Annotated in this window: 21 protein-coding genes; 9 read left to right on the forward strand and 12 right to left on the reverse strand. The window is 66.6% G+C overall.

What is annotated here, in order from left to right:
* Nucleotides 1-71 precede the first annotated feature (71 nt).
* The 7 genes from AC0CH8_RS05520 (at nt 72) to AC0CH8_RS05550 (ending at nt 7,315) form a co-directional block, all read left to right on the forward strand.
* Entirely contained in the window at nt 72-956 is an 885-nt protein-coding gene (locus tag AC0CH8_RS05520; protein WP_204195081.1) for an NAD(P)H-binding protein, read from the forward strand.
* 37 nt (nt 957-993) lie between these two features.
* A complete protein-coding gene (locus AC0CH8_RS05525; RefSeq protein WP_055842064.1) occupies nt 994-1,236 on the forward strand; it encodes an acyl carrier protein in 243 nt (80 codons plus the stop codon).
* Entirely contained in the window at nt 1,233-2,489 is a 1,257-nt protein-coding gene (spt, locus tag AC0CH8_RS05530) for a serine palmitoyltransferase (RefSeq protein ID WP_465239032.1), read from the forward strand. Before AC0CH8_RS05525 ends, spt begins: the two co-directional genes overlap by 4 nt.
* A 34-nt stretch (nt 2,490-2,523) precedes the next feature.
* Nucleotides 2,524-4,479: an ATP-binding protein gene (locus AC0CH8_RS05535; RefSeq protein WP_465239033.1), complete on the forward strand. Its 1,956-nt coding sequence runs from the start codon at nt 2,524-2,526 to the stop codon at nt 4,477-4,479.
* Nucleotides 4,480-4,583: 104 nt separating this feature from the next.
* Nucleotides 4,584-5,780, forward strand: coding sequence for an LPS export ABC transporter permease LptF (gene lptF, locus AC0CH8_RS05540; protein WP_204195084.1), 1,197 nt, complete (start codon nt 4,584-4,586; stop codon nt 5,778-5,780).
* A gap of 5 nt (nt 5,781-5,785) precedes the next feature.
* Complete coding sequence (gene lptG / locus AC0CH8_RS05545) at nt 5,786-6,877, forward strand: LPS export ABC transporter permease LptG (protein ID WP_465239159.1); 1,092 nt, start codon at nt 5,786-5,788, stop codon at nt 6,875-6,877.
* A gap of 57 nt (nt 6,878-6,934) precedes the next feature.
* Complete coding sequence (locus AC0CH8_RS05550; protein ID WP_465239034.1) at nt 6,935-7,315, forward strand: hypothetical protein; 381 nt, start codon at nt 6,935-6,937, stop codon at nt 7,313-7,315.
* Nucleotides 7,316-7,322: 7 nt separating this feature from the next.
* Here the strand turns inward: AC0CH8_RS05550 and AC0CH8_RS05555 are convergent, their stop codons facing one another.
* Nucleotides 7,323-8,393, reverse strand: a complete 1,071-nt coding sequence (locus tag AC0CH8_RS05555) for a fatty acid desaturase family protein (protein ID WP_465239160.1) — start codon at nt 8,391-8,393, stop codon at nt 7,323-7,325.
* Nucleotides 8,394-8,521: 128 nt separating this feature from the next.
* Here AC0CH8_RS05555 and AC0CH8_RS05560 point away from each other — a divergent pair, with 128 nt between their 5' ends.
* The gene (locus tag AC0CH8_RS05560) at nt 8,522-9,673 is read left to right on the forward strand and encodes an N-acetyltransferase (RefSeq protein ID WP_465239035.1); all 1,152 of its coding nucleotides are present in this window, start codon (nt 8,522-8,524) and stop codon (nt 9,671-9,673) included.
* A 48-nt stretch (nt 9,674-9,721) separates the two neighbouring features.
* Here AC0CH8_RS05560 and AC0CH8_RS05565 read toward each other — a convergent pair whose 3' ends face one another.
* The 8 genes from AC0CH8_RS05565 to AC0CH8_RS05600 all read right to left on the reverse strand — a co-directional run bounded on the left by AC0CH8_RS05565 (nt 9,722) and on the right by AC0CH8_RS05600 (nt 16,826).
* Entirely contained in the window at nt 9,722-9,967 is a 246-nt protein-coding gene (locus AC0CH8_RS05565) for a hypothetical protein (protein ID WP_465239036.1), read from the reverse strand.
* 171 nt (nt 9,968-10,138) lie between these two features.
* Entirely contained in the window at nt 10,139-10,933 is a 795-nt protein-coding gene (locus tag AC0CH8_RS05570) for a transporter (RefSeq protein ID WP_465239037.1), read from the reverse strand.
* Nucleotides 10,930-11,700, reverse strand: a complete 771-nt coding sequence (gene xth / locus AC0CH8_RS05575) for an exodeoxyribonuclease III (RefSeq protein ID WP_465239038.1) — start codon at nt 11,698-11,700, stop codon at nt 10,930-10,932. Before xth ends, AC0CH8_RS05570 begins: the two co-directional genes overlap by 4 nt.
* Nucleotides 11,701-11,705: 5 nt before the next feature.
* On the reverse strand, nt 11,706-12,074 hold the full coding sequence (locus AC0CH8_RS05580) for a HesB/IscA family protein (protein ID WP_465239039.1): 369 nt from the start codon (nt 12,072-12,074) through the stop codon (nt 11,706-11,708).
* 39 nt (nt 12,075-12,113) lie between these two features.
* A complete protein-coding gene (locus tag AC0CH8_RS05585) occupies nt 12,114-12,866 on the reverse strand; it encodes a M23 family metallopeptidase (RefSeq protein ID WP_465239040.1) in 753 nt (250 codons plus the stop codon).
* Nucleotides 12,867-12,925: 59 nt separating this feature from the next.
* On the reverse strand, nt 12,926-13,720 hold the full coding sequence (locus AC0CH8_RS05590; RefSeq protein ID WP_465239041.1) for a ferritin-like domain-containing protein: 795 nt from the start codon (nt 13,718-13,720) through the stop codon (nt 12,926-12,928).
* Nucleotides 13,720-14,166: a peroxiredoxin gene (locus AC0CH8_RS05595; protein ID WP_465239042.1), complete on the reverse strand. Its 447-nt coding sequence runs from the start codon at nt 14,164-14,166 to the stop codon at nt 13,720-13,722. The genes AC0CH8_RS05590 and AC0CH8_RS05595 overlap by 1 nt, the downstream gene beginning before the upstream one ends.
* Nucleotides 14,163-16,826, reverse strand: a complete 2,664-nt coding sequence (locus AC0CH8_RS05600) for a bifunctional [glutamine synthetase] adenylyltransferase/[glutamine synthetase]-adenylyl-L-tyrosine phosphorylase (protein WP_465239161.1) — start codon at nt 16,824-16,826, stop codon at nt 14,163-14,165. The genes AC0CH8_RS05595 and AC0CH8_RS05600 overlap by 4 nt, the downstream gene beginning before the upstream one ends.
* Nucleotides 16,827-16,871: 45 nt before the next feature.
* Here AC0CH8_RS05600 and AC0CH8_RS05605 point away from each other — a divergent pair, with 45 nt between their 5' ends.
* A complete protein-coding gene (locus AC0CH8_RS05605) occupies nt 16,872-17,051 on the forward strand; it encodes a hypothetical protein (RefSeq protein ID WP_465239043.1) in 180 nt (59 codons plus the stop codon).
* A gap of 19 nt (nt 17,052-17,070) precedes the next feature.
* Here AC0CH8_RS05605 and AC0CH8_RS05610 read toward each other — a convergent pair whose 3' ends face one another.
* The 3 genes from AC0CH8_RS05610 to AC0CH8_RS05620 form a co-directional block, all read right to left on the reverse strand.
* On the reverse strand, nt 17,071-17,718 hold the full coding sequence (locus tag AC0CH8_RS05610) for a sigma-70 family RNA polymerase sigma factor (RefSeq protein WP_055842020.1): 648 nt from the start codon (nt 17,716-17,718) through the stop codon (nt 17,071-17,073).
* Nucleotides 17,719-17,831: 113 nt separating this feature from the next.
* Nucleotides 17,832-17,969 (reverse strand): hypothetical protein, encoded by a 138-nt coding sequence (locus AC0CH8_RS05615; protein ID WP_204195130.1) that lies wholly within the window; start codon nt 17,967-17,969, stop codon nt 17,832-17,834.
* 78 nt (nt 17,970-18,047) lie between these two features.
* A complete protein-coding gene (locus AC0CH8_RS05620; RefSeq protein ID WP_204195132.1) occupies nt 18,048-18,845 on the reverse strand; it encodes a response regulator in 798 nt (265 codons plus the stop codon).
* Nucleotides 18,846-18,961: the final 116 nt, after the last annotated feature.

Below are 18,961 nucleotides of genomic sequence, written 5' to 3' on the forward strand. Positions count from 1 at the left end.
GGGGGTGAGCTGGGATGGCGGCTGAACGCCGCGTCAGGAGTCGGCCAGGTCCAGCATCGGGGCCGCACCCTGTGATCCTCGCCATCACCGGCGGTACGGGGTTCGTGGGCGGCACCCTGATCCGCCACGCGCTGGAGGCCGGTCATCACGTCCGCGCGCTCACCCGGCGGCCACAGCCTGACCGAGCCGGCGTGACGTGGGTCGACGGCACGCTGTCCGATCCTGTCGACCTGACCGCCGGAGCCGATGCGGTCGTGCACGTCGCCGGTGTGGTCAACGTGCCGACCCGCGAAGCGTTCGCCGCCGGCAACATTGACGGTACGCGCGCCATACTCGCCGCCAGCACGCATGTCGGACGCTTCGTCCACGTCTCCTCGTTGGCCGCACGCGAGCCACAGCTATCCAACTACGGATGGTCCAAAGCCGAGGCGGAGAAGCTGGTCGAAGGGAGCCCCCTGCCCTGGACGATCGTCCGCCCGCCCGGCATCTATGGCCCGGGCGACCTCGACCAGCTCGACCTGTATAAACTCGCCCGCCACCGGCTCGCGCTGCTGCCGCCGCGCGGGCGTGTGTCGTTGATCGCGGTCGACGACCTCGCGCGGCTGTTGCTGACGCTTGCCACCCACGAGGCTCCAAGAGCGATCTACGAGGCGGACGACGGCACCGCCGGCTGGACGCATGCCGATTATGCGCGCGCGATCGGCGATGCGGTCGGCCGGCGCGTGCTGCCGATCCACCTTCCCCGCGCCGCGCTCGCACTGGCCGCACGCGCCGACCGGCTGCTGCGCGGCCATGAAGCGCGGCTGACCGCGGATCGTGTCGGTTATCTCTGCCACCCCGACTGGACGATCGATCCGGCGAAGCGGCCGCCCGCCGCGCTGTGGACACCGTCCATCCCAACGCCGCAGGGGCTGGCCGACACCGCACGGTGGTATCGGGCGCACGCCCTGCTATAGCCGCAAGCCCGCCGTATTCTTCCGGCAAGGAACCACGATGAGCGACCGCCAGAGCATTTTCGATACCGTCACCGCGCAGATCGAACCCTTCAACAAGAAGGGCGTGGCGCTGACCGATGCCACCACGTTCCAGGGCGACCTGGAGTGGGACAGCCTGACCGTGATGGATTTCGTCGCGGCGATCGAGGACGAGTTCGACATCATCATCACGATGAACATGCAGGCCGAGATCGAGACCATCGGCCAGCTGGTCGATGCGGTCCAGAAGCTGCGCGCATGACCGAGACCGGATTTCAGTCCGAGACGCTCGATCTCGATCCGCCGGCGATCACGCCACAGCGCGACCTGATGTCGAAGTTCGATGGCCTGATCGCGGAGCGCAAGGCGCTGATCGACACCGGCGTCACCGATCCGTTCGCGATCGTCATGGAACAGGTCAAGTCGCCGACCGAGGCGGTGATCGCCGGCCGCGACACGATCCTGCTCGGCACGTACAATTACATGGGCATGACGTTCGACCCCGACGTCGTGGCCGCCGGCAAGATCGCGCTGGATCGGTTCGGATCGGGCACCAACGGCAGCCGCATGCTCAACGGCACGTTCCAAGACCATGTCGATGTCGAACAGGCGCTGCGCGACTTCTACGACATGTCCGGCGCGATCGTGTTCTCGACCGGGTACATGGCCAATCTCGGCATGATCTCCACGCTCGCGACCAAGGGCGAGTATGTGATCCTCGATGCGGACAGCCACGCATCGATCTACGACGGCTGTGCGCAGGGTAATGCGGAGATCGTCCGCTTCCGCCACAACTCGGTCGAGGATTTGGACAAGCGCCTCGGCCGTCTGCCGAAGGAGCCGGCCAAGCTGGTGGTGCTGGAGGGCGTGTACTCGATGCTCGGCGATATCGCGCCGCTGCGCGAGATGGTCGCCGTCGCCCGCAAGCACGACGCGATGGTGCTGGTCGATGAGGCGCATTCGATGGGCTTTTTCGGCCCGAACGGCCGCGGCGTGTATGAGGATCAGGGGCTGGACGTCGATTTCATCGTCGGCACCTTCTCCAAATCGGTCGGCACGGTCGGCGGATTCTGCGTGTCGAACCACCCGAAGTTCGAGGCGATCCGCCTCGCCTGCCGCCCGTACATCTTCACCGCCAGCCTGCCGCCGTCGGTGGTGGCGACCGCCGCCACGTCGATCCGCAAGCTGGCGGTCGCGCACGAGAAGCGTGCACGGCTGTGGGAAAACGCCCGCGCACTTCACGGCGGGCTGAAGGCGATGGGCTTCATGCTGGGCACCGAAACACCCGAAAGCGCGATCGTCGCGGTGATCCTGGAGGACCAGCAACAGGCAGTGGGTATCTGGCAGGCGCTGCTCGACGGTGGACTGTACGTCAACGTCGCGCGTCCGCCGGCGACGCCCGCCGGTACGTTCCTGCTGCGCTGCTCGATCTGCGCGGAGCATACGGCCGAACAGATCGCAACCGTCCTGACGATGTTCCGCGCCGCGGGACGAGCCGTGGGGGTTATCGGCTGATCTACGTCGCCCGCTTTGCAGGCGGAGGCGATGGATGTATGTTGATGGCGTGGAGCGTGAACACGACGATGGCGTGAAGCGGGGCGGCGTCACGCGGTGGCAGACCGTCTCGCTCGGGGCGATGGCGCTGCTGGCCGCTGCGGTGCTGATCGCGCTCGTCCTCACGCTTCGAGGTGCGGATCGGGAGCGTGACCGGGCGCTCCAATTGCAGACGCATAGCTACGACGTCATGATCCTCGCCCGCACGCTGTCGGGGACGATCGCGCGGGCGGAGGCGTCGCTGGGGCGCTACGTGATCTCCGGCGACAAGTCCCAGGGGCAAATCTACTGGGACGAATGGTTGCTCGCCGGGTCGCAGATCGACCGGCTCGACCGGCTGACCTACGACAATCCGGGTCAAGGCCCGGCGATCGAGCAGTTGCGCAAAGCCTATGAAGCGCGCGGCAAAGAGCTTTCGGTCACCGCGCTGTCCACCAGTTACGGTCGCAACAGTCAGGCCTATGCGCGCTACTATCAGGCCAGAAAGGCACCGGCCCTCAACGAGATCAACCACGACCTGAATGCGATTATCGGGCGGGAGCGCTCGCTGCTGCAACAGCGTGTCGCCACCGCCACCGACACGGTCGAACGGTCCAGCCGCATCGCGGGCGTGCTCGCGATCTTCGGCCTGTTGATCGTTCTCGGCGCGGTCCTGCTCGGCTGGCTGTCGTTGCGCGCGGTCGGTGAGCGGGCGCTGGCTCGGGCCGATGCGGACGCCGCGCGCGAACATGCCGATGCGCTGGCGGAGGCGGTGGCGCGGACCAGTGCCGAGTTGCGCCAACAGGAAGCGAAGCTGCGCCAGGTCCAGAAGATGGAGGCGGTGGGACAGCTCACCGGGGGGATCGCGCACGATTTCAACAACATGCTGGCGGTCGTGATCGGCGGCATCGAGCTGGCGCAGCGCACGGTCCGCGCCGATCCGACCGCCGCCGCACGGCATCTGGACAGCGCAGCAGAAGGCGCCGACCGGGCCGCGGCCCTGACGCGCCGGCTGCTGGCGTTCAGCCGCGAGGAAGCGCTGAAGCCGGAACCGATAGCGGCCGCCGAACTGGTGGAGGACATGACGGACCTGCTCGATCGTACGCTGGGCGACGGCGTCACGCTGGTCACGCGCAACGATGCGGGGGATTGGCGCGTGCGGGCCGACCGGGTCCAGCTCGAGAACGTCATCGTCAACCTGGCCGTCAATGCACGCGACGCGGTCGACGGCCGCGGCACCATTGCGATCGTCACCGGCGCGACGTCGCTAGCCGCCGAGCAGGTCGGTGCTTGCGCGGCGGGCGACTACGTTACGGTCACAGTCCGCGACAACGGGTGCGGCATGACCGCAGAGGTTGCGGACCGCGTGTTCGAGCCGTTCTTCACCACCAAGGAAGCCGGCAAGGGCACCGGGCTCGGTCTGTCGCAGATCTTCGCGTTCGTGCGCAGCCAGTCGGGCGAGATCACGATCGACACCGCTCCCGGCGAGGGCACCGCCGTCACGCTGTATCTGCCGCGGGACACGACCATCGTCACCAAAGCGCCCGCCCGCGCCGCGGCGATGCCGGCCAACGTCGACCGCGCGGGATACGACATCCTCGTCGTCGAGGACGATCCGCGCGTTTTGGCGGCAACGATGGGGGCGCTGGAGGAACTCGGCCACCGCACGGTGTCGTGCAGCGATCCGCTTGCCGCCCCGGAACTGCTCGCGCGCAACCCCCACGTCGAGTTGGTGATCTCCGATGTCCTCATGCCGCGCCAGACCGGACCGGAAATGGTGGCAGGCTTCGCACAGGCGTTCCCGCACGTCGCGGTCCTGTTCGTCACTGGTTTCGCGGGAGAGGCCAATGCTGCCGAGTTCGGGGAGCATCACGTCCTGCGCAAGCCGTTCACGCTCGCCGGGCTGGAACGCGCCATCGCCGCGTCGATGCTGCGGAGCGCCCCGCCGCCGGAACAGATCGCCGCAGAGTGACCCGCTTCTAACCGAAGCCAGCCAGATACCCGGATTTTCCCCCTGACAGGCTGGCGCTGCTGCGCCTATACCCGCGCCATCTTGCTGACCGAGCCTCCCCTCCGATGAAATCGATCGATCGCTACATGGCGCGCCTGATCGCGGTGCCGCTGTTCGCGACGCTGACGATTGCGTCGATGCTGCTGGTCCTCGATCGCATCGGCCGGCTGTTCGACTTCGTCGCGACCCAGGGTGGGCCGATCGGCGTCGTCTGGCGGATGCTCGCGAACCTGCTGCCGGAGTATCTGGGCCTCGGCATTCCGATCGGCCTGATGCTCGGCATCCTGCTCGCGTTCCGGCGGCTGTCCTCCACGTCGGAGCTCGACGTGATGCGCGGTGTCGGGATGAGCTACACCCGGCTGCTGCGCGTGCCGTACATGTTCGCGATCCTGCTGGCCGCGATCAATCTGGCGATCGTCGGCTATGTCCAGCCGATCGCCCGCTATTATTACGAAGGATTGCGGTTCGAGCTGCGCACCGGCGCGCTGGGCGCGTCGATCAAGGTCGGCGAGTTCACCCACCTCGGCGATCGGATGACGATGCGGATCGAGGAAAGCCGCGACAAGGGGCGCGACCTGAGCGGCATCTTCGTCCATGTCCAGACGCCGAAGAACGACTGGATCGGCGTGACCGCGGAGCATGGCCGCTTCATGGCAACCGACGATCCGAACGTCATCATCTTCCGGCTGACCAACGGCACGCTCGTCCACAACCGGCCCGAGTTCAAGGTGCCGCGGGTGCTGACCTTCTCCGCCCACGATCTGCCGATCAACCTGCCAAAGTTCGAGAATTTCCGGCAGCGCGGCGGCCGCAACCTGGAATTCACGCTGCCCGAACTGGCCAAGCTGGGGAAGGCTACGACCAATCAGGGATTGCGCGCGTCGAGCCGGGCGGAATTCCACTTCCGACTGGTCGAGGTCGCGACGATGTTCCTGCTGCCGTTGCTCGCGTTGGCGCTGGCGATCCCGCCGAAACGGTCGTCGTCCTCGCTCGGGGTATTCCTGTCGATCGTGATGATCGTAACCTATCACAAGGTGAACCAATATGCGTCGGACATCGGCGCGCTGGGCCGGGTCGATCCGGTGATCGCCCTTTGGGGACCGTTCCTCGTGTTCGCGGGGCTGGTATTCTGGATGTACTACCAGATCGCCTATGTCCCCGGCGGGCAGCCGATCGGCGCACTGGAACGCGGTTTCGGCAAGCTCGGCAAGGCGATCCTGCGCCGACTGCCCGGTCGCCGGCGTGAGGAGATGCCGGCGTGAAGGCGATGAGTTTTTTCCCGTCACGCACCGTGTCCTGGTACATGGCGCGTCTGTTCCTCGTCCGCACCTTCGCGATCATGGCCGCCATCGTCCTGATCCTGCAAGCGCTCGACCTGCTGTCGGAAACCGGCAACATCTTGGAGGTGCCGGGCAACGGGCAGGCGCAGGTGTGGACCTATGTCTCGCTGCGCGCGCCGCAGATCATCGCCTTCGTCCTGCCGTTTTCGGTGCTGCTCGGTACGATCCTGACGCTGGCGACCATGAACCAGAACAGCGAGATCATCGCGCTGAAAGCCGCCGGTCTGTCCGCGCATCAGGTGCTGGCCCCGCTGCTGCTCGCCAGCTTCGGGGTCGCGATCATCTCGTTCGCCTTCAACGACCGTATCGCCAGCCGCGCCACCGCCACGCTCAACCAATGGCAGAAGGTCAATTACGGACCGATGCCAATCGATCGCGGCGACCGATCGAACGTGTGGGTGCGCGACGGCGACGACTTGATCGAGGTCGAGCAGACGCAGGGGCGCGGTGCGAATACCGTATTGCGCAACGTCACGCTGTACGATCGCGCCGGCGGCAATCTGGCGGCGATCGTCCGCGCGCCGATCGGGCGGTTCCAGCCCGGTGGCGGCTGGCGGATCGGCCCGGCGCTCCGCTTCGACGTGGCCTCGGGGCAGCAGGTCCGTATCCCTTCGATCGTCGTCGGTCGCGACGCCCGCCCGGATCAGTTCACGCTGGCAACGGTCGATCCCGATGGGCTGTCGCTGGGGGCGTTGAAGGCCGCGATCGAGGATTTGTCCGGCGCCGGTAGACCTACCAAGGCGCTGGAGGGATCGCTCTGGCATAAATTGTCGGGGCCGTTGTCGGCGGTGCTGATGCCGCTGCTCGGCGGCGTCGCGGCGTTCGGCGTAGCGCGATCGGGCAAGCTGTTCGTGCGCGCCGTCATCGGCATGGCGCTGGGCTTCACCTATTTCATCGCCGACAAGTTCGCGCTGGCGATGGGCAACCTCGGTGCCTATCCGCCGTTCCTGGCGGCCTGGGCACCTTTCCTCCTGTTCCTGCTGATCGGCGAAGCGGTCTTGTTCCGCACCGAGGAATAGGTGTTAACCACGACGTCCTAGATCGATGGCTCCCGTCCGTCTGCCGGAGCCCGCACCATGCGCCTGTCGTCGATCTCCAGCCTGTCAATCGTTGCGCCGTCCCCGTCGCTGCCGAGTTCCGCCGGAGCTTTCGCGCTACCGCACGATAAGCCTGCGGCGTCTGGTACAAAGGCGTCCGCACCTCGGACCGTCGATGCCTCGGCACCGCCGATGCCGTCCGACAAACTGCGCGACGCGCTCACGGCGTTCGAGAAGGAAGCGAGGATGACGCCCGCCGAGCGCGCGCGCCGGGACGTCCTGGAGGACATGGAACTCACCGAGGACGCCTTGAAAGCCATGCCGGCCGAGAAGCGGAATGTGATCGAAGACGCTATCGCGAAGGAAGTCGCCAAGCGGCTGGCGTTGGCCAGAACCTTGGCGACAAGCCACGCGGGCTAGCAGCCGGTCAGCGACGCCCCATCGTCGATCGCCCGATCTTCCACACCAGTCCCGGCAAGCCCGGATAGCTGGCCTTGTGGTAAGGCGATTCCGCTTCCAGAATCGCCGTCAGCCGGCGGTGCGCCTCGCCCAGCGCGTGGTAGGGCACGCTCGGCAGGAGGTGATGCAGCGCGTGATAGCGGAGGCCGACCGGTGCCCAGAGGGCCGGCAGCAGCGACGGCGGCGGCACGTTGACGGTGTCGAGATACTGGGCGGTAACGCTCATCGGCTCGCCCTCATTCTCCCACAGATGCGCGACCAGGGTACGCACCTGATTGATCACAGCGACCGCCGAGGCGATCAGCATTGCGATGCCGAACGCGCGCAGCGGGATGACGCCCGTCGCGACCATCGCCACCAGCGCGATCGCCCAAATGCTCGCCGCCGCCTCGATCCGGTTCCAGTAGATAGCGGCGGCACCTTCCGGCGCGCGACGGCGGAACTGCGGATTGATCGCCAACGCCGAATAACGCTCGACGATCGCCCGACGCAGCGACGGGACCACCACCGACAGCGGCGACAGGATCGCATAACGGAACAGCAGCGCGACCGGCGCCAGCGCCGACACAACGATGAACAGCGGCAGCGTCCACGGTTTCATCAAAGCCAGCGGCAGATACTCCGGGTCCTCGACCGTGCCATAGCGGGTCTTGGCGTGGTGCAGATTGTGCACGCCTTCATACATGAAGGACGGGATCAGCATCGGGATGCCGACCAGCAGGTTCCAGCCCAGCCGGAAATGCGGCACACTACCATGCTTCATGTGGCTGACTTCGTGGATGAAGCTCATCGCCCGGTACAGGCCCAGCATGGCGACGATCCCCGCCACCACGACAACGGACGCCGACAACGTGGTCACCGCCACGGCAAGCGCTCCGTAACCCACCACCGCGGACGCGATCAGGTCCGCCCAGTAAATGGCGGGCTTCGGCTGCGACAATTCACGCGTCAGGTCCGCCGCAGCGCGCAGCATCGCCTTGTCGTCGGCGATCCTCCTCGTGCCCGCGACAGGCGCCGTTGCGGTGCGATCCAGGGTCATGCTCGTCATCAGGGTATCCATCACACCGAAATAGTGGCGACAGGATGACCTTTACAGGTCGCGCACACCGAAAGCCCTGACGGAAACTTCACTCGCCATGATCGGATGCGCCGGTTAAACGATCGAACATGAGTGATACCGTCATCCGCCCGATCGACAGCAAGCGGGATCGCAAGGCATTCGTGGACCTGCCGTTCCGCCTCTACGCGAACGATCCGCACTGGGTGCCGCCGCTGAAGAACGAGGCGCTTGGCCTCATCACACCGGCGAACAACGGATGGTTCAGCCACGCCAAGGCGCAGCTTTTCCTCGCCGAACGCAGTGGCCAGATCGTCGGCCGCATCTCCGCGCACATCGACACGCTGGCGCTGACGATGGACCCTGCTCAGGGGTTCGGCCCCGGCGTCGGACAATGGGGGCTGATGGAGGCGGAGGATGATAGCGTGTTCCGGGCGCTGCTCGCCAGTGCGGAACAATGGCTGCGCGATCAGGGTATGACGCGGGCGCTGGGCCCGATCTCGATGTCGATCTGGGAAGAGCCGGGTCTGTTGATCGAGGGCTATGATCACGATCCGACGATCATGATGGGCCATGCCAAGCCCGAATATCGCGGCTGGATCGAGGCGGCGGGCTATGCACCCGTCAAGCAGTTGCTGACCTACGACCTCGACATCACGAAAGAATTTCCGCCGATCGTCCAGCGGATCATCAAGTCGGGCGAGAAGAACGAGCGCATCCGCATCCGTGAGGTCGACAAGGCGAAGTTCGACGAGGAAGCCGCGACGATCCTGGCGATCCTGAACGACGCATGGTCCGACAATTGGGGTTTCGTGCCGTTGACGCCGCCCGAGATCAAGGATGTCGGCGTCAAATTAAAGCCGATCGTGTTCAACGACCTGATCCGCATCGCCGAACTCGACGGACGACCAGTCGCGTTCATGATCACGCTTCCCGACCTGAACGAGGCGATCAAGCCGCTCAACGGATCGCTGCTGCCGTTCGGCTGGGCCAAGCTGCTGCTGTGGTTGCGCAAGCCGCAGGTCCGCACGATGCGCGTGCCGTTGATGGGTGTGGTGAAGGAGCTGCAGGCGTCACGGATGGCGAGCCAGCTCGCTTTCATGATGATCGAGTACATCCGCCGCGCCTCGATCAAGCATTACGGCGCAAGCCGGGGCGAGATCGGCTGGATCCTCGACGACAATCAGGGGATGCGGTCGATCGCGACGACGATCAACTGCGAGATCAACAAGGTGTATCAGGTCTACGAACGGACGCTGTAGCGGCCGCCCCGCGTCCGGGGTTGCCGCCACTGCGTTTCAGCAGGACGATCAGATCGCGGGGTCGAGGCCCAGGCGGTTCCAGGCCTGACGGCTGCGGCAGACCTTCCGCACGGAGCCGCGGGCGGTGACATCGTCGAGGAAGCAATAGGTCGTTCCCTTCGTCACGGGACGCTCGGGAGCGCGCAGTGCCGTGTGCAGCATCTGCTGGTTCATCGTGGCACCCCAGGCCGATGCGGCGGGGAAGGGCTGTGCGGTCATCGTGGCGGCGGCGGAAGCGAGAATGGCGATCAGCATGGCGGTGTTTCCCTCTTGCGAGCCGGTCCATTCCGGCTTCATGAGGTCCACTGCATTAGCCGTGCCAAACACGAATCCACGCAATTCAGCCGTTGTTGCGTGCTGCGGACTTCCAGGCGCCGCCGATCTGCGATGTTTCTCACCAACTGTTGGCGCAGAACGTCTGTAGACCTAAAAGAGTGCGGCGATCCCCGCGTATAACCGGACGTCAGGCGCGGCGTGGTTCAACCCACCGACCGCTTCCGCAAAGAAGGCCCGGCGCGGGGCGACCGTCCACAAGCAACCCAATCCGGCCACCGCCTGCGTCGTCGCGCCGGAGGGATCGTCGTCACGCATCACCTGCGCCTCGATCGTCGTGGAGAAGGCGTCGCTGATCTCGATCGCCACTGCGGCGACCATGCTGCCCTGAAAATGTCGGCCATGACCATCCTCGTCGACGGCCGCGTCGAGTTCACCGGTCGTGCCGATGTTGATTGTGTCCGTCAGGTCGTAGGTGACGGGTAGAACCACGCCCGCGGCCCAGTCCCCCGCCCCGACCGGCGAACGACCGACCGGAAGCGTAACCGAAGGCTGGATGCCGAAGGACAGGCCCTTGCCGTCGGGATTGCGCAGGTTCTGGCGAACGCCCAACGTTACGTCGCCGACCCTCGCCTGCTTCTCGACCAAGCCCGTCGCCCGGTCGCGAGTGCGGACATGACCATAAGGCGTCCATTCGAGCTGCACCTCGGTCGACGGGCCGACGCCGGCGCGGACGAGTACGTCGCCCGCCAACACCGTGTCGATCCGCTGATCCGCGTTGCGCTCCAGTTGCCAGTCGCCCAGCGTCGCCTCGACATGGACGCGACCCGGCTCCGTCGTGCAGGCCGAACTTTCGAGCGAGGGACTGTTCGGGCAAAAGCGCGGCTCGTCCTGTGCCCAAGCCACCGCGGGAGCCATCATCAGCGCGGCAGCGGCCAGCCGCTTCATCGCAACGTCACGAAGGTCGGCGCGTGATCGCTCGCCTTTTCCCGCCCACGATACGCCTTGTCGACGCCAGCCCCGACCAATCGATCCGCGGCCTGCGGACTCAGCAGCAGATGGTCGATCCGGAACCCCGCATCGCGTTGCCACGCACCCGCCTGATAATCCCAGAATGTCCACACGCCACCCTTGGGCTCGCGCGTGCGCAGCGCATCGGTCCAGCCCTGCGCCAATAAACGGCGATAGGCGGCGCGGCTCTCCGGCTGCATCAACGCATCCTCCTGCATCGCGCGCACCGAATAGGTATCGTCGTCGTTGGGGATGACGTTGTAATCGCCCGCCAGCACCGCCGGGCGCTCCTCCGCAAGGATCGCCGCCGCGCGCTGGGCGAGTCGCTCCATCCAGCGCAGCTTGTAATCGAACTTCGGACCGGGCCGGGGATTGCCGTTAGGAAGATACAGCGACGCGACGATCAGGTCGTGAACCTCGCACTCCAGATAGCGGCTATGCTCGTCCTCCGGCTCGCCCTCCAGCCCGCGCTGCCGCTCGACCGGTGTCGTCCCCTTGGCAAGCACGGCGACGCCGTTCCACGCCTTTTGGCCGTGCCAAAGCGCACCGTAGCCGGCGTCCTCGATCTCCTTCAGCGGGAACGTCTCGTCGCTCGATTTGAGTTCCTGAAGGCAAACGATGTCGGGCTGGTCTTCGGTCAGATACTCGACGACGCGGGGCAGCCGAGCCTTGATGCCGTTGACGTTGTAGGTGACGATCTTCAAGTGCGTCAGATCGCGAAACTGGTGCCGCAGCCGCAGCCCGATGCCGCCTGCGGGTTCTCGACCCGGAACGCCGCACCGCCAAGCGATTCCACGTAATCGACCGAGCAACCGCGCACGAGGTCGAGGCTGATATCGTCCACGACCAAGCGGACGCCGTCGGTTTCCGCGACGGTGTCGCTCTCTTCCGGTGCATCGGCGAGGCCGAACTTGTACTGGAACCCCGAACAGCCGCCGCCATCGACGGACAGGCGCAGCACCGCCGGCTTATTCTGACGTTGTGCGATCGCCGCCACCCGCGCCGCGGCTGCGGGGGTCAGCGCGATATCGACGGGAGCAACGTCGACAGTAGAGGGGTCGGAAGCGAGAGTGGCCATGCGCGACAGATAGGCTTCGGTCGACGCTGCGGCAACCGGTCAGTCTTGAGCGGCAGGTCCGTCGACCGACACCGGAATCTGATGAACGCTGCGATCCTGCGACGCGAGCAGATAGTCGGCGGTGGTCAGGAAGGGGATCGGGTTCACGGCGTGGCCGTCGATGCGAACCTCGTAATGGAGGTGCGGGCCGGTCGAACGGCCGGTCGAGCCCATCAGCGCGATCAGCTGGCCGCGCTGGACGCGGGTACCATCGCTGACGAGGATCTTCGACAAATGGCCGTAGCGGGTCGCGATGCCCTTGCCGTGATTGATTTCGACCATGTTGCCGTAGCCGCCGAGTCGCTCGGCATGGGCAATGATGCCATCGGCGGTGGCGTAGATCGGCGTGCCGACCGGACCGGGAATGTCGACGCCGGCATGCATCGCCGCCGAGCCGCGGAACGGGTCCGAGCGGATACCGAAATTGCTGGTGAACTGAAGCTTCGTGACGGGCTGCACCGAGGGGATCGCAATCGCGCCCTGTCCGCCGGTCGTCGCTGTATCGAGCTTCTTCCAGGTCTGGAACAGCGTGCGGAACTGCTGGTCGGCCTTCAGGTCGGCGGTCGTCTCCGCGCTGTTGGCGGGGATATACTCGCCACCAACGGCGGGTGCCTGCGCGACCGTCTTGGTCTGGGCGGCGATCGGAGAAGCCAGGATCATCGCGGCGGCAGCGGCAGCGACAGAGAAGCGAATGTTGGTCATCAAGCCCCAAAAATCAGCGCCGTCCCGCATCGCCGCGGGCGGCTCGTCCATCTCAATCCTGATCCGCAGCCCCACCGCGCTTCAGTCTTGAGCGTGTGTGGCCGGATTGGTCAGACAGATGCAAGAGGCGCGTAGAAGTCCCGCGTCAGACCGGCAGAGGCGCGCGCCGAGTCGTTGAACGGCGGCTTAAGCGGGCCGCGGAAATGCCGCCGGACCAGCATTTGCCACTGTGGCGCGGGCTGAATTCCAGCATTCGCGCAGATATAGCCGAACCATTTTGCGCCGAATCCGACGTGCCTGATCTCGTCGGTGTAGATGCGATGCAGGATGCGGCCGCTCTTCGCATCGCCCGCCGCGTCGAACCGCGCGACCGTCTCCGGCGTGACGTCCAGCCCGCGCGCCTCCAACACCATCGGCACCACCGCCAGCCGGGCCGCGGCATCGTGCGCCGTCTCCGCCGCCGCTTCCCACAGCCCGGCATGCGCCGGCAGATCGCCGTAGAACGAGCCCAGCTGCTTCAGCCGCCGGTCGAGCATCGCGAAATGCATCGCCTCGTCCGCCCCCACCGAAAGCCAATCGTCGACGAAGCTGCGCGGGAACTGACCGCCGAACCGTCCCGCGACGTCGAATGCCAGATCGATCGCCGAGAACTCGATATGCGCCAGAGCGTGGAGCAGTGCGAGCCGGCCCCGCTCCGATCCTCCCCGCCCCCGCTTGGGCATGCGATGGGGTGGCAACAGCTCGGGCAGTGCAGGCCGCGCCGGGGCCTCGGGCATCGCCGTGTCGAACCGATGATCGAGCGCCCCGCGCCGCCATGCGCGCGCCACCGACCGCGCCGTACGAACTTTCTCGAGCGGCTCCGCGGCGAGGAGCACATCGCGGCAGGCGTCGGCAACGCTGTTCATTACAGCGCGCGGGCGGCCTCCAAGACCGCCTCGACATGACCGGGTACGCGCACCTTGCGCCAGTCGCGCACCAGCGAGCCATCGGCGGCGAACAGGAACGTCGCCCGCTCGATGCCCATATACGTCTTGCCGTATAGCTTCTTCTCACCCCACACGCCGAATGCCTCGCAGACGCTGCCGTCCTCGTCGCTGGCGAGTTCGACCGCCAGCGCGTGCTTGGCGCTAAACTTCACGTGGCTGGCGGTGCTATCCTTCGACACACCGATGACGCGCACTCCTGCCGCCGCGAAGTCGGGTGCGACGGCGGTGAAATCCTGCGCCTCGCGCGTGCATCCGGACGTGTCGTCCTTGGGGTAGAAGTACACGACCAGCGGCGTGCCGACCGCCGCGAGATCGATCGGGCCAGCCGGTCCGGTGACGGTCACCGCAGGTATCCTGTCCATCATGCCACTCCGTTCCACAATCGCCCGACCTCCTGCCGGGCATGATCGAGGCTGGCAACCACCGCCTCCCAACCGGGCAGCCGCAACGCCGCTGCGACCAGCGCTCGCGTCGCCTCTGCCGGGGGCTCGGCATCGGGCGCGACGAGGCGCATCGTCACCAGCAGGCGCGCGAGCAGGTCGTAGGATGCGCGCGTCTCCGGCGGCACCAGCCCTGCCGCCGCGAGTGCGTCGATCGCCCGACCCAGATGCGGGTCGAACGCGGTGCGGTGCGTAAGCTGCAGAACGTGGACGGCGAACTCCAGATCGACCAGCCCCCCGGGCAGCAGCTTGGCGTCGAGGGGGCCCTTGGCGGGTTTATGCTTCGCCATTTCGGCCCGCATCGATCGCGCCTCGTCGGCCACATCGCGAACCGGTCGATCACCCGCAAGAACGTTGGCAACGATCGCGGACACCCCCGCGCGTGCCTCCGATGAACCGAACACGACCCGCGCCCGCGCAAGCGCCATATGCTCCCACGTCCACGCCTCCTCGCGCTGGTAGCGTGCGAAGCTGTCGACGGTCACGACCAACGGCCCCTGCGCGCCCGATGGCCGCAGGCGCGTATCGACCTCGTAGAGTGGCCCCGCCGCCGTCGCGACCGACAACGCTGCCGTCACGCGGCTAGCCAGCCGCGTGTAATAGAGCGTCGCGCCCAGCGGCTTGGCACCGTCGGACTCGGCTGCGAAATCGCCGGTGAACAGATAGACGAGGTCGAGGTCCGACGCATGCGTCAGCGCCTGGCCACCGAGCCGGCCCAATGCGAGGATCACGAACTCGCTATCCGGGACGCAGCCGTGCGCGTGACGGAACTCCGCCAGCGCAGCCTCTGCCAGCACCGCCACCGCCGCCTCCGCCACCCGCGCATAGCCGGCGGCGACGGCGAGCGGATCGGACGCGCCGAGCACGATCTGCGCGCCCAGTGCGAACCGCGCCTCTCCCACGACGCGGCGGACATGATCCAGCCGCGCCTGATAGTCCGCGACATCCCCGCCGCGCATCCGATCTGCCAACTGGTCGACGGTGCCGACCTCTTCCAGCGCGGAGGCGTCGATCAGGCCGTCGATCAGCGCCGGTTGCCGCGCGAGCTCGTCGGCCAGCGGGGCGGCATGCGCGAGGATCGTCGCGAGTTGTTCCGCCAGCCCGGGCCGCGCCTCCAGCAGACGGAAGACGTTGATTGCGCTCGGCATCCTCTCCAGCACGCCATCGAGCCGGGTCAGCGCGCGCATCGGCTCGGGCGCGCGGCCCAACGCCTCGACCAGCACCGGCAGCACCGCCTCCAGCGCGTCGCGCGCCGCCGCGCTGCGCAATGCCGCATAGGTGCCGGCGCGCCATGTACCGATTCGCTGTGCCGCCGTGTCCGGCTCGGCGAACCCCGCCGCCGCCAGTTCGTCGGCAAGCATCACGGGGTCGCGCGACACGCCTGCCCGCTTGTCGTCATCGAGCGCGTCGTAGACACGCCCGACCCGTTCGGTCGGCTCGCGCAGCAACGCGATCAGCGCCTCGCCGTTTTCCAGCCCGTGCAGTCCCGCCACCGCGTCCAGCGCGGCACCGGTCGGCAGCGCATGAGTCTGGCGATCGTCGATCATCTGCACGCGGTGCTCGATCGTCCGCAGCAGCGTGTACGCGTTCGCCAACCCCCTGGCGTCGTCCACGTCGATCCACCCCGCGATGGCGAGTTCCTCCAGCGCGTTGCGGGTAGCGGGCGCCCGCAACGCGCGATCGCGGCCGCCGTGGATCAGTTGGTGGATCTGGGCATAGAATTCGACCTCCCGAATGCCGCCGCGCCCGCGCTTGAGGTCGTAGCCGGGTCCGAGCCGCTGACCCTGCGCGTGGTGGTCGCGAATGCGGCGCGAGAGGTCGCGGATTTCGCCGACCGCCCCGAAATCGAGCGTCCGCCGCCACACGAACGGCCGCACCGCATCAAGGAAGCGCTGCCCCAAGGCGAGGTCCCCGGCCGCCGCGCGTGCACGGATGAAGGCGGCGCGCTCCCACGCCAGCGCCTGACTTTCGTAATAGGCGATGGCTCCGTTCACCGGCAGCGCGATCGGCGTCGCTTCCGGCGAGGGCCGCAGGCGCAGGTCGACGCGCAGGACATAGCCGTCGCCGTCGCGCGCCTGCAGCAGTTCGACCGCCCGCTTGGCGATGCGGACCGCGGCCTCTTCCGGCTCCTCGCGGACGCGGCGCGGCAGGGTTTGCGGGTCGAAGATCAGGATCGGATCGATATCCGACGAATAGTTGAGCTCACGCGAGCCTTGTTTGCCGAGCGCGATCGCCGCGAAGCCGCGCGGCTCTTCGCCGGGATAGCGTTCGGCGATCGCCGCGCGGATCGCCTCGTCCAGCGCGCGATCGGCGAAGTCGGTCAGCGCGGAGGTGACCTGCGTCAGGTCGAGCCAACCGGCGAGGTCACCCAGCGCCACGCTCAGCGCAATGGCTCGCCGCTCCAGCCGCAACCGGCGCGCCACCGGCATGTCTTCATCGGATTGCGCCGGAAGGGACAGCGTGCCCGCCGCGGCCGCTGCGACGATCACAGGCTCGCGTCGCATCAACAGAGATAGAAAAGGGGAGAAGCGCTCTGCCCGCGCCATCGCGTCGATCAGCGCGCTGGGATCGCCCGAGGGCGTCATGTGCTTGAACCGCAACGAAACACGATCTGTCTCGTTGAGCAATTCATGACCTGGGCATCCATCCTGACGATCGACGACGGCGACGGCCAGATCGTCCGGGCCCCGCGCGCGACGGATGCCATCGGCATGGCGATGCGCGATGCGTATGGCAATCTGGGCAGCCTACCGGACGACATGCGGCGCCTTCTCCAGCGGCTCGATCAATCCAGCGCTAAAACCGCCTGACACCGGAGCCAGAAGCGGTTCAGCGCCCCCGGCTGAGATGTTCGACATCACCCATGATCGAATCCAGCGCCGTGATGCTGGTGTCGGTCTCGTGCTCGCTCCGAGCGGGCAGCGATCCATCACTCAACAACGTCTCCAGCGCGACCCGACCACGTGCGACGCGGCTCTTGATCGTACCGACGGCAACCTGGCAGATCTCCGCTGCTTCCTCGTAGGCAAACCCGCCGGCACCGACCAGAATCAACGCCTCGCGCTGCGGCTGCGGCAGGTGCATCAGCGCGCGCTGCATATCGCCGAGCTCGACGTGTCGTTCCTGACTGGCAGGTGCCGCCAGAATGCGGTCGGCGACCAGATCGTCCCACTCACCCTTGAACCGGGCGCGACGCATCTGCGACAGATACAGGTTACGCAGGATGATGAAGGTCCACGCACGCATATTGGTGCCGGCCTGAAACCGCTTGCGCGCCGCCCACGCCTTCAGGAGCGTTTCCTGCACGAGGTCGTCCGCCAGATCGCGACTGCCGGACAGGGACCGGCCGAACGCACGCAGATGCGGGATTACCTGACCCAGCTGCTGCTTGAACTCGGGATCTGAGAGCGAGACATGTTCTACGACGGGAGCTTCCTGCTCCTCATCATCCTCGTCACGCAGCATCGGCTGGGTCATTCATGTCCGATCGCAATAGCCGGCGCAGCCTGCGCCCTTTCCCGAAGATAGGCGACGACCCGGTCCTTTGCCAGTCGCGCCATCCGAAAACCACCAGTTCCTAGTCGGTTCGTCTAGCGGAAGACGATCACCGCGAAGATCACGATGACCAGGACCAACGAGATCGGGAGGATGTACCGGGTCATGTGCGGGGTCGCCCCCGCGCGCGCTTCCTCGGTCGTGACGTGGATGGGTTCGTTCGGGTCAGCCATGACGCGTCAATGCTCCAAAGTCGTTTTGGGTCCGTAATGCCCGCGAGATTGCTGACGCAAATCCCGCGGGCGACGGCGTCATTCGGACGGGACGGTCGTCTGGTCGAAGAACAGCGCCTGGCTGATCGCCGCCTTCACGGTCGACCGCTGGAACGGCTTGGTGATGAGGAACGTCGGCTCAGGCCGCTCGCCGGTCAGCAGACGCTCCGGGAAAGCGGTAATGAAGATCACGGGCACCTCGAACTCGGCCAGGATGTCCTTGACCGCGTCGATGCCCGAACTGTCGTCGGCAAGCTGGATGTCGGCGAGGACGAGGCCCGGACGATCCTCCATGGCCAGTCCGACCGCCTCGTCGCGAGTCACGGCGATGCCGGTGACTTCATGCCCGAGGTCGCGCACGATCGTCTCGATATCCATCGCGATGATCGGCTCGTCCTCGATGATCAGCACGCGGGCGCGGGTCTGCTGTTCGATCTCGGCCAACGCCTCGGCGACCAAGGACTCGACCTCTTCCGGCTCGACGTCGATCAGATAGGCAGCGTCTTCGGGCGTAAAGCCTTCCATCGCCGTCAGCAGCAGCGCCTGACGCGACAGCGGCGTCATACGGGCCAGCCGCGCACGCGTCACCGCTTCCGCACCGTCCGCCTCGCCCGTTGCGTCCATGTCGTCGTAGTTGGCCGACGCCCAGATGCCCTGGAACATGCGGTACAGGCCCAGGCGCGGCTCGACGTCCTTGGGAAACTGATCCGGCGCGGCGACGATCGCTTCCAGCGTCGCACGGACATACTTGTCTCCGTGATTCTGGCTGCCCGTCAGGGCGCGGCCATAGCGGCGGAGGAAGGGTAGATGCGGTGCGAGTTGCTGTCCGAGCGACATGAGGCGAAGTGACTCCCTGGCGTTATTTGGCGACCGCGCACGCCTTTCGTGGCGCAAAGGCTGGCCGCAGAGGCTGATCCACGTACAAATGCAATTCGACATGCCCCGGTTGCACG

This window comes from Sphingomonas sp. AC435 (genome assembly GCF_979253005.1).

What these genes read in the sequence shown, in the direction of transcription:
- AC0CH8_RS05525 (WP_055842064.1), top strand. Translation starts at nt 994, where the DNA reads ATGAGCGACCGCCAGAGCATTTTCGATACCGTCACCGCGCAGATCGAA.
- lptG (WP_465239159.1), top strand. Translation starts at nt 5,786, where the DNA reads ATGAGTTTTTTCCCGTCACGCACCGTGTCCTGGTACATGGCGCGTCTG.
- AC0CH8_RS05580 (WP_465239039.1), bottom strand. Translation starts at nt 12,074, where the DNA reads ATGGCCACTCTCGCTTCCGACCCCTCTACTGTCGACGTTGCTCCCGTC.
- AC0CH8_RS05560 (WP_465239035.1), top strand. Translation starts at nt 8,522, where the DNA reads ATGAGTGATACCGTCATCCGCCCGATCGACAGCAAGCGGGATCGCAAG.
- AC0CH8_RS05535 (WP_465239033.1), top strand. Translation starts at nt 2,524, where the DNA reads ATGTATGTTGATGGCGTGGAGCGTGAACACGACGATGGCGTGAAGCGG.
- AC0CH8_RS05595 (WP_465239042.1), bottom strand. Translation starts at nt 14,166, where the DNA reads ATGATGGACAGGATACCTGCGGTGACCGTCACCGGACCGGCTGGCCCG.
- AC0CH8_RS05615 (WP_204195130.1), bottom strand. Translation starts at nt 17,969, where the DNA reads ATGGCTGACCCGAACGAACCCATCCACGTCACGACCGAGGAAGCGCGC.
- spt (WP_465239032.1), top strand. Translation starts at nt 1,233, where the DNA reads ATGACCGAGACCGGATTTCAGTCCGAGACGCTCGATCTCGATCCGCCG.
- AC0CH8_RS05620 (WP_204195132.1), bottom strand. Translation starts at nt 18,845, where the DNA reads ATGTCGCTCGGACAGCAACTCGCACCGCATCTACCCTTCCTCCGCCGC.
- AC0CH8_RS05555 (WP_465239160.1), bottom strand. Translation starts at nt 8,393, where the DNA reads ATGACCCTGGATCGCACCGCAACGGCGCCTGTCGCGGGCACGAGGAGG.
- AC0CH8_RS05605 (WP_465239043.1), top strand. Translation starts at nt 16,872, where the DNA reads ATGACCTGGGCATCCATCCTGACGATCGACGACGGCGACGGCCAGATC.
- AC0CH8_RS05610 (WP_055842020.1), bottom strand. Translation starts at nt 17,718, where the DNA reads ATGACCCAGCCGATGCTGCGTGACGAGGATGATGAGGAGCAGGAAGCT.
- AC0CH8_RS05590 (WP_465239041.1), bottom strand. Translation starts at nt 13,720, where the DNA reads ATGAACAGCGTTGCCGACGCCTGCCGCGATGTGCTCCTCGCCGCGGAG.
- lptF (WP_204195084.1), top strand. Translation starts at nt 4,584, where the DNA reads ATGAAATCGATCGATCGCTACATGGCGCGCCTGATCGCGGTGCCGCTG.
- AC0CH8_RS05565 (WP_465239036.1), bottom strand. Translation starts at nt 9,967, where the DNA reads ATGCTGATCGCCATTCTCGCTTCCGCCGCCGCCACGATGACCGCACAG.
- AC0CH8_RS05570 (WP_465239037.1), bottom strand. Translation starts at nt 10,933, where the DNA reads ATGAAGCGGCTGGCCGCTGCCGCGCTGATGATGGCTCCCGCGGTGGCT.
- AC0CH8_RS05550 (WP_465239034.1), top strand. Translation starts at nt 6,935, where the DNA reads ATGCGCCTGTCGTCGATCTCCAGCCTGTCAATCGTTGCGCCGTCCCCG.
- AC0CH8_RS05585 (WP_465239040.1), bottom strand. Translation starts at nt 12,866, where the DNA reads ATGGACGAGCCGCCCGCGGCGATGCGGGACGGCGCTGATTTTTGGGGC.
- AC0CH8_RS05600 (WP_465239161.1), bottom strand. Translation starts at nt 16,826, where the DNA reads ATGACGCCCTCGGGCGATCCCAGCGCGCTGATCGACGCGATGGCGCGG.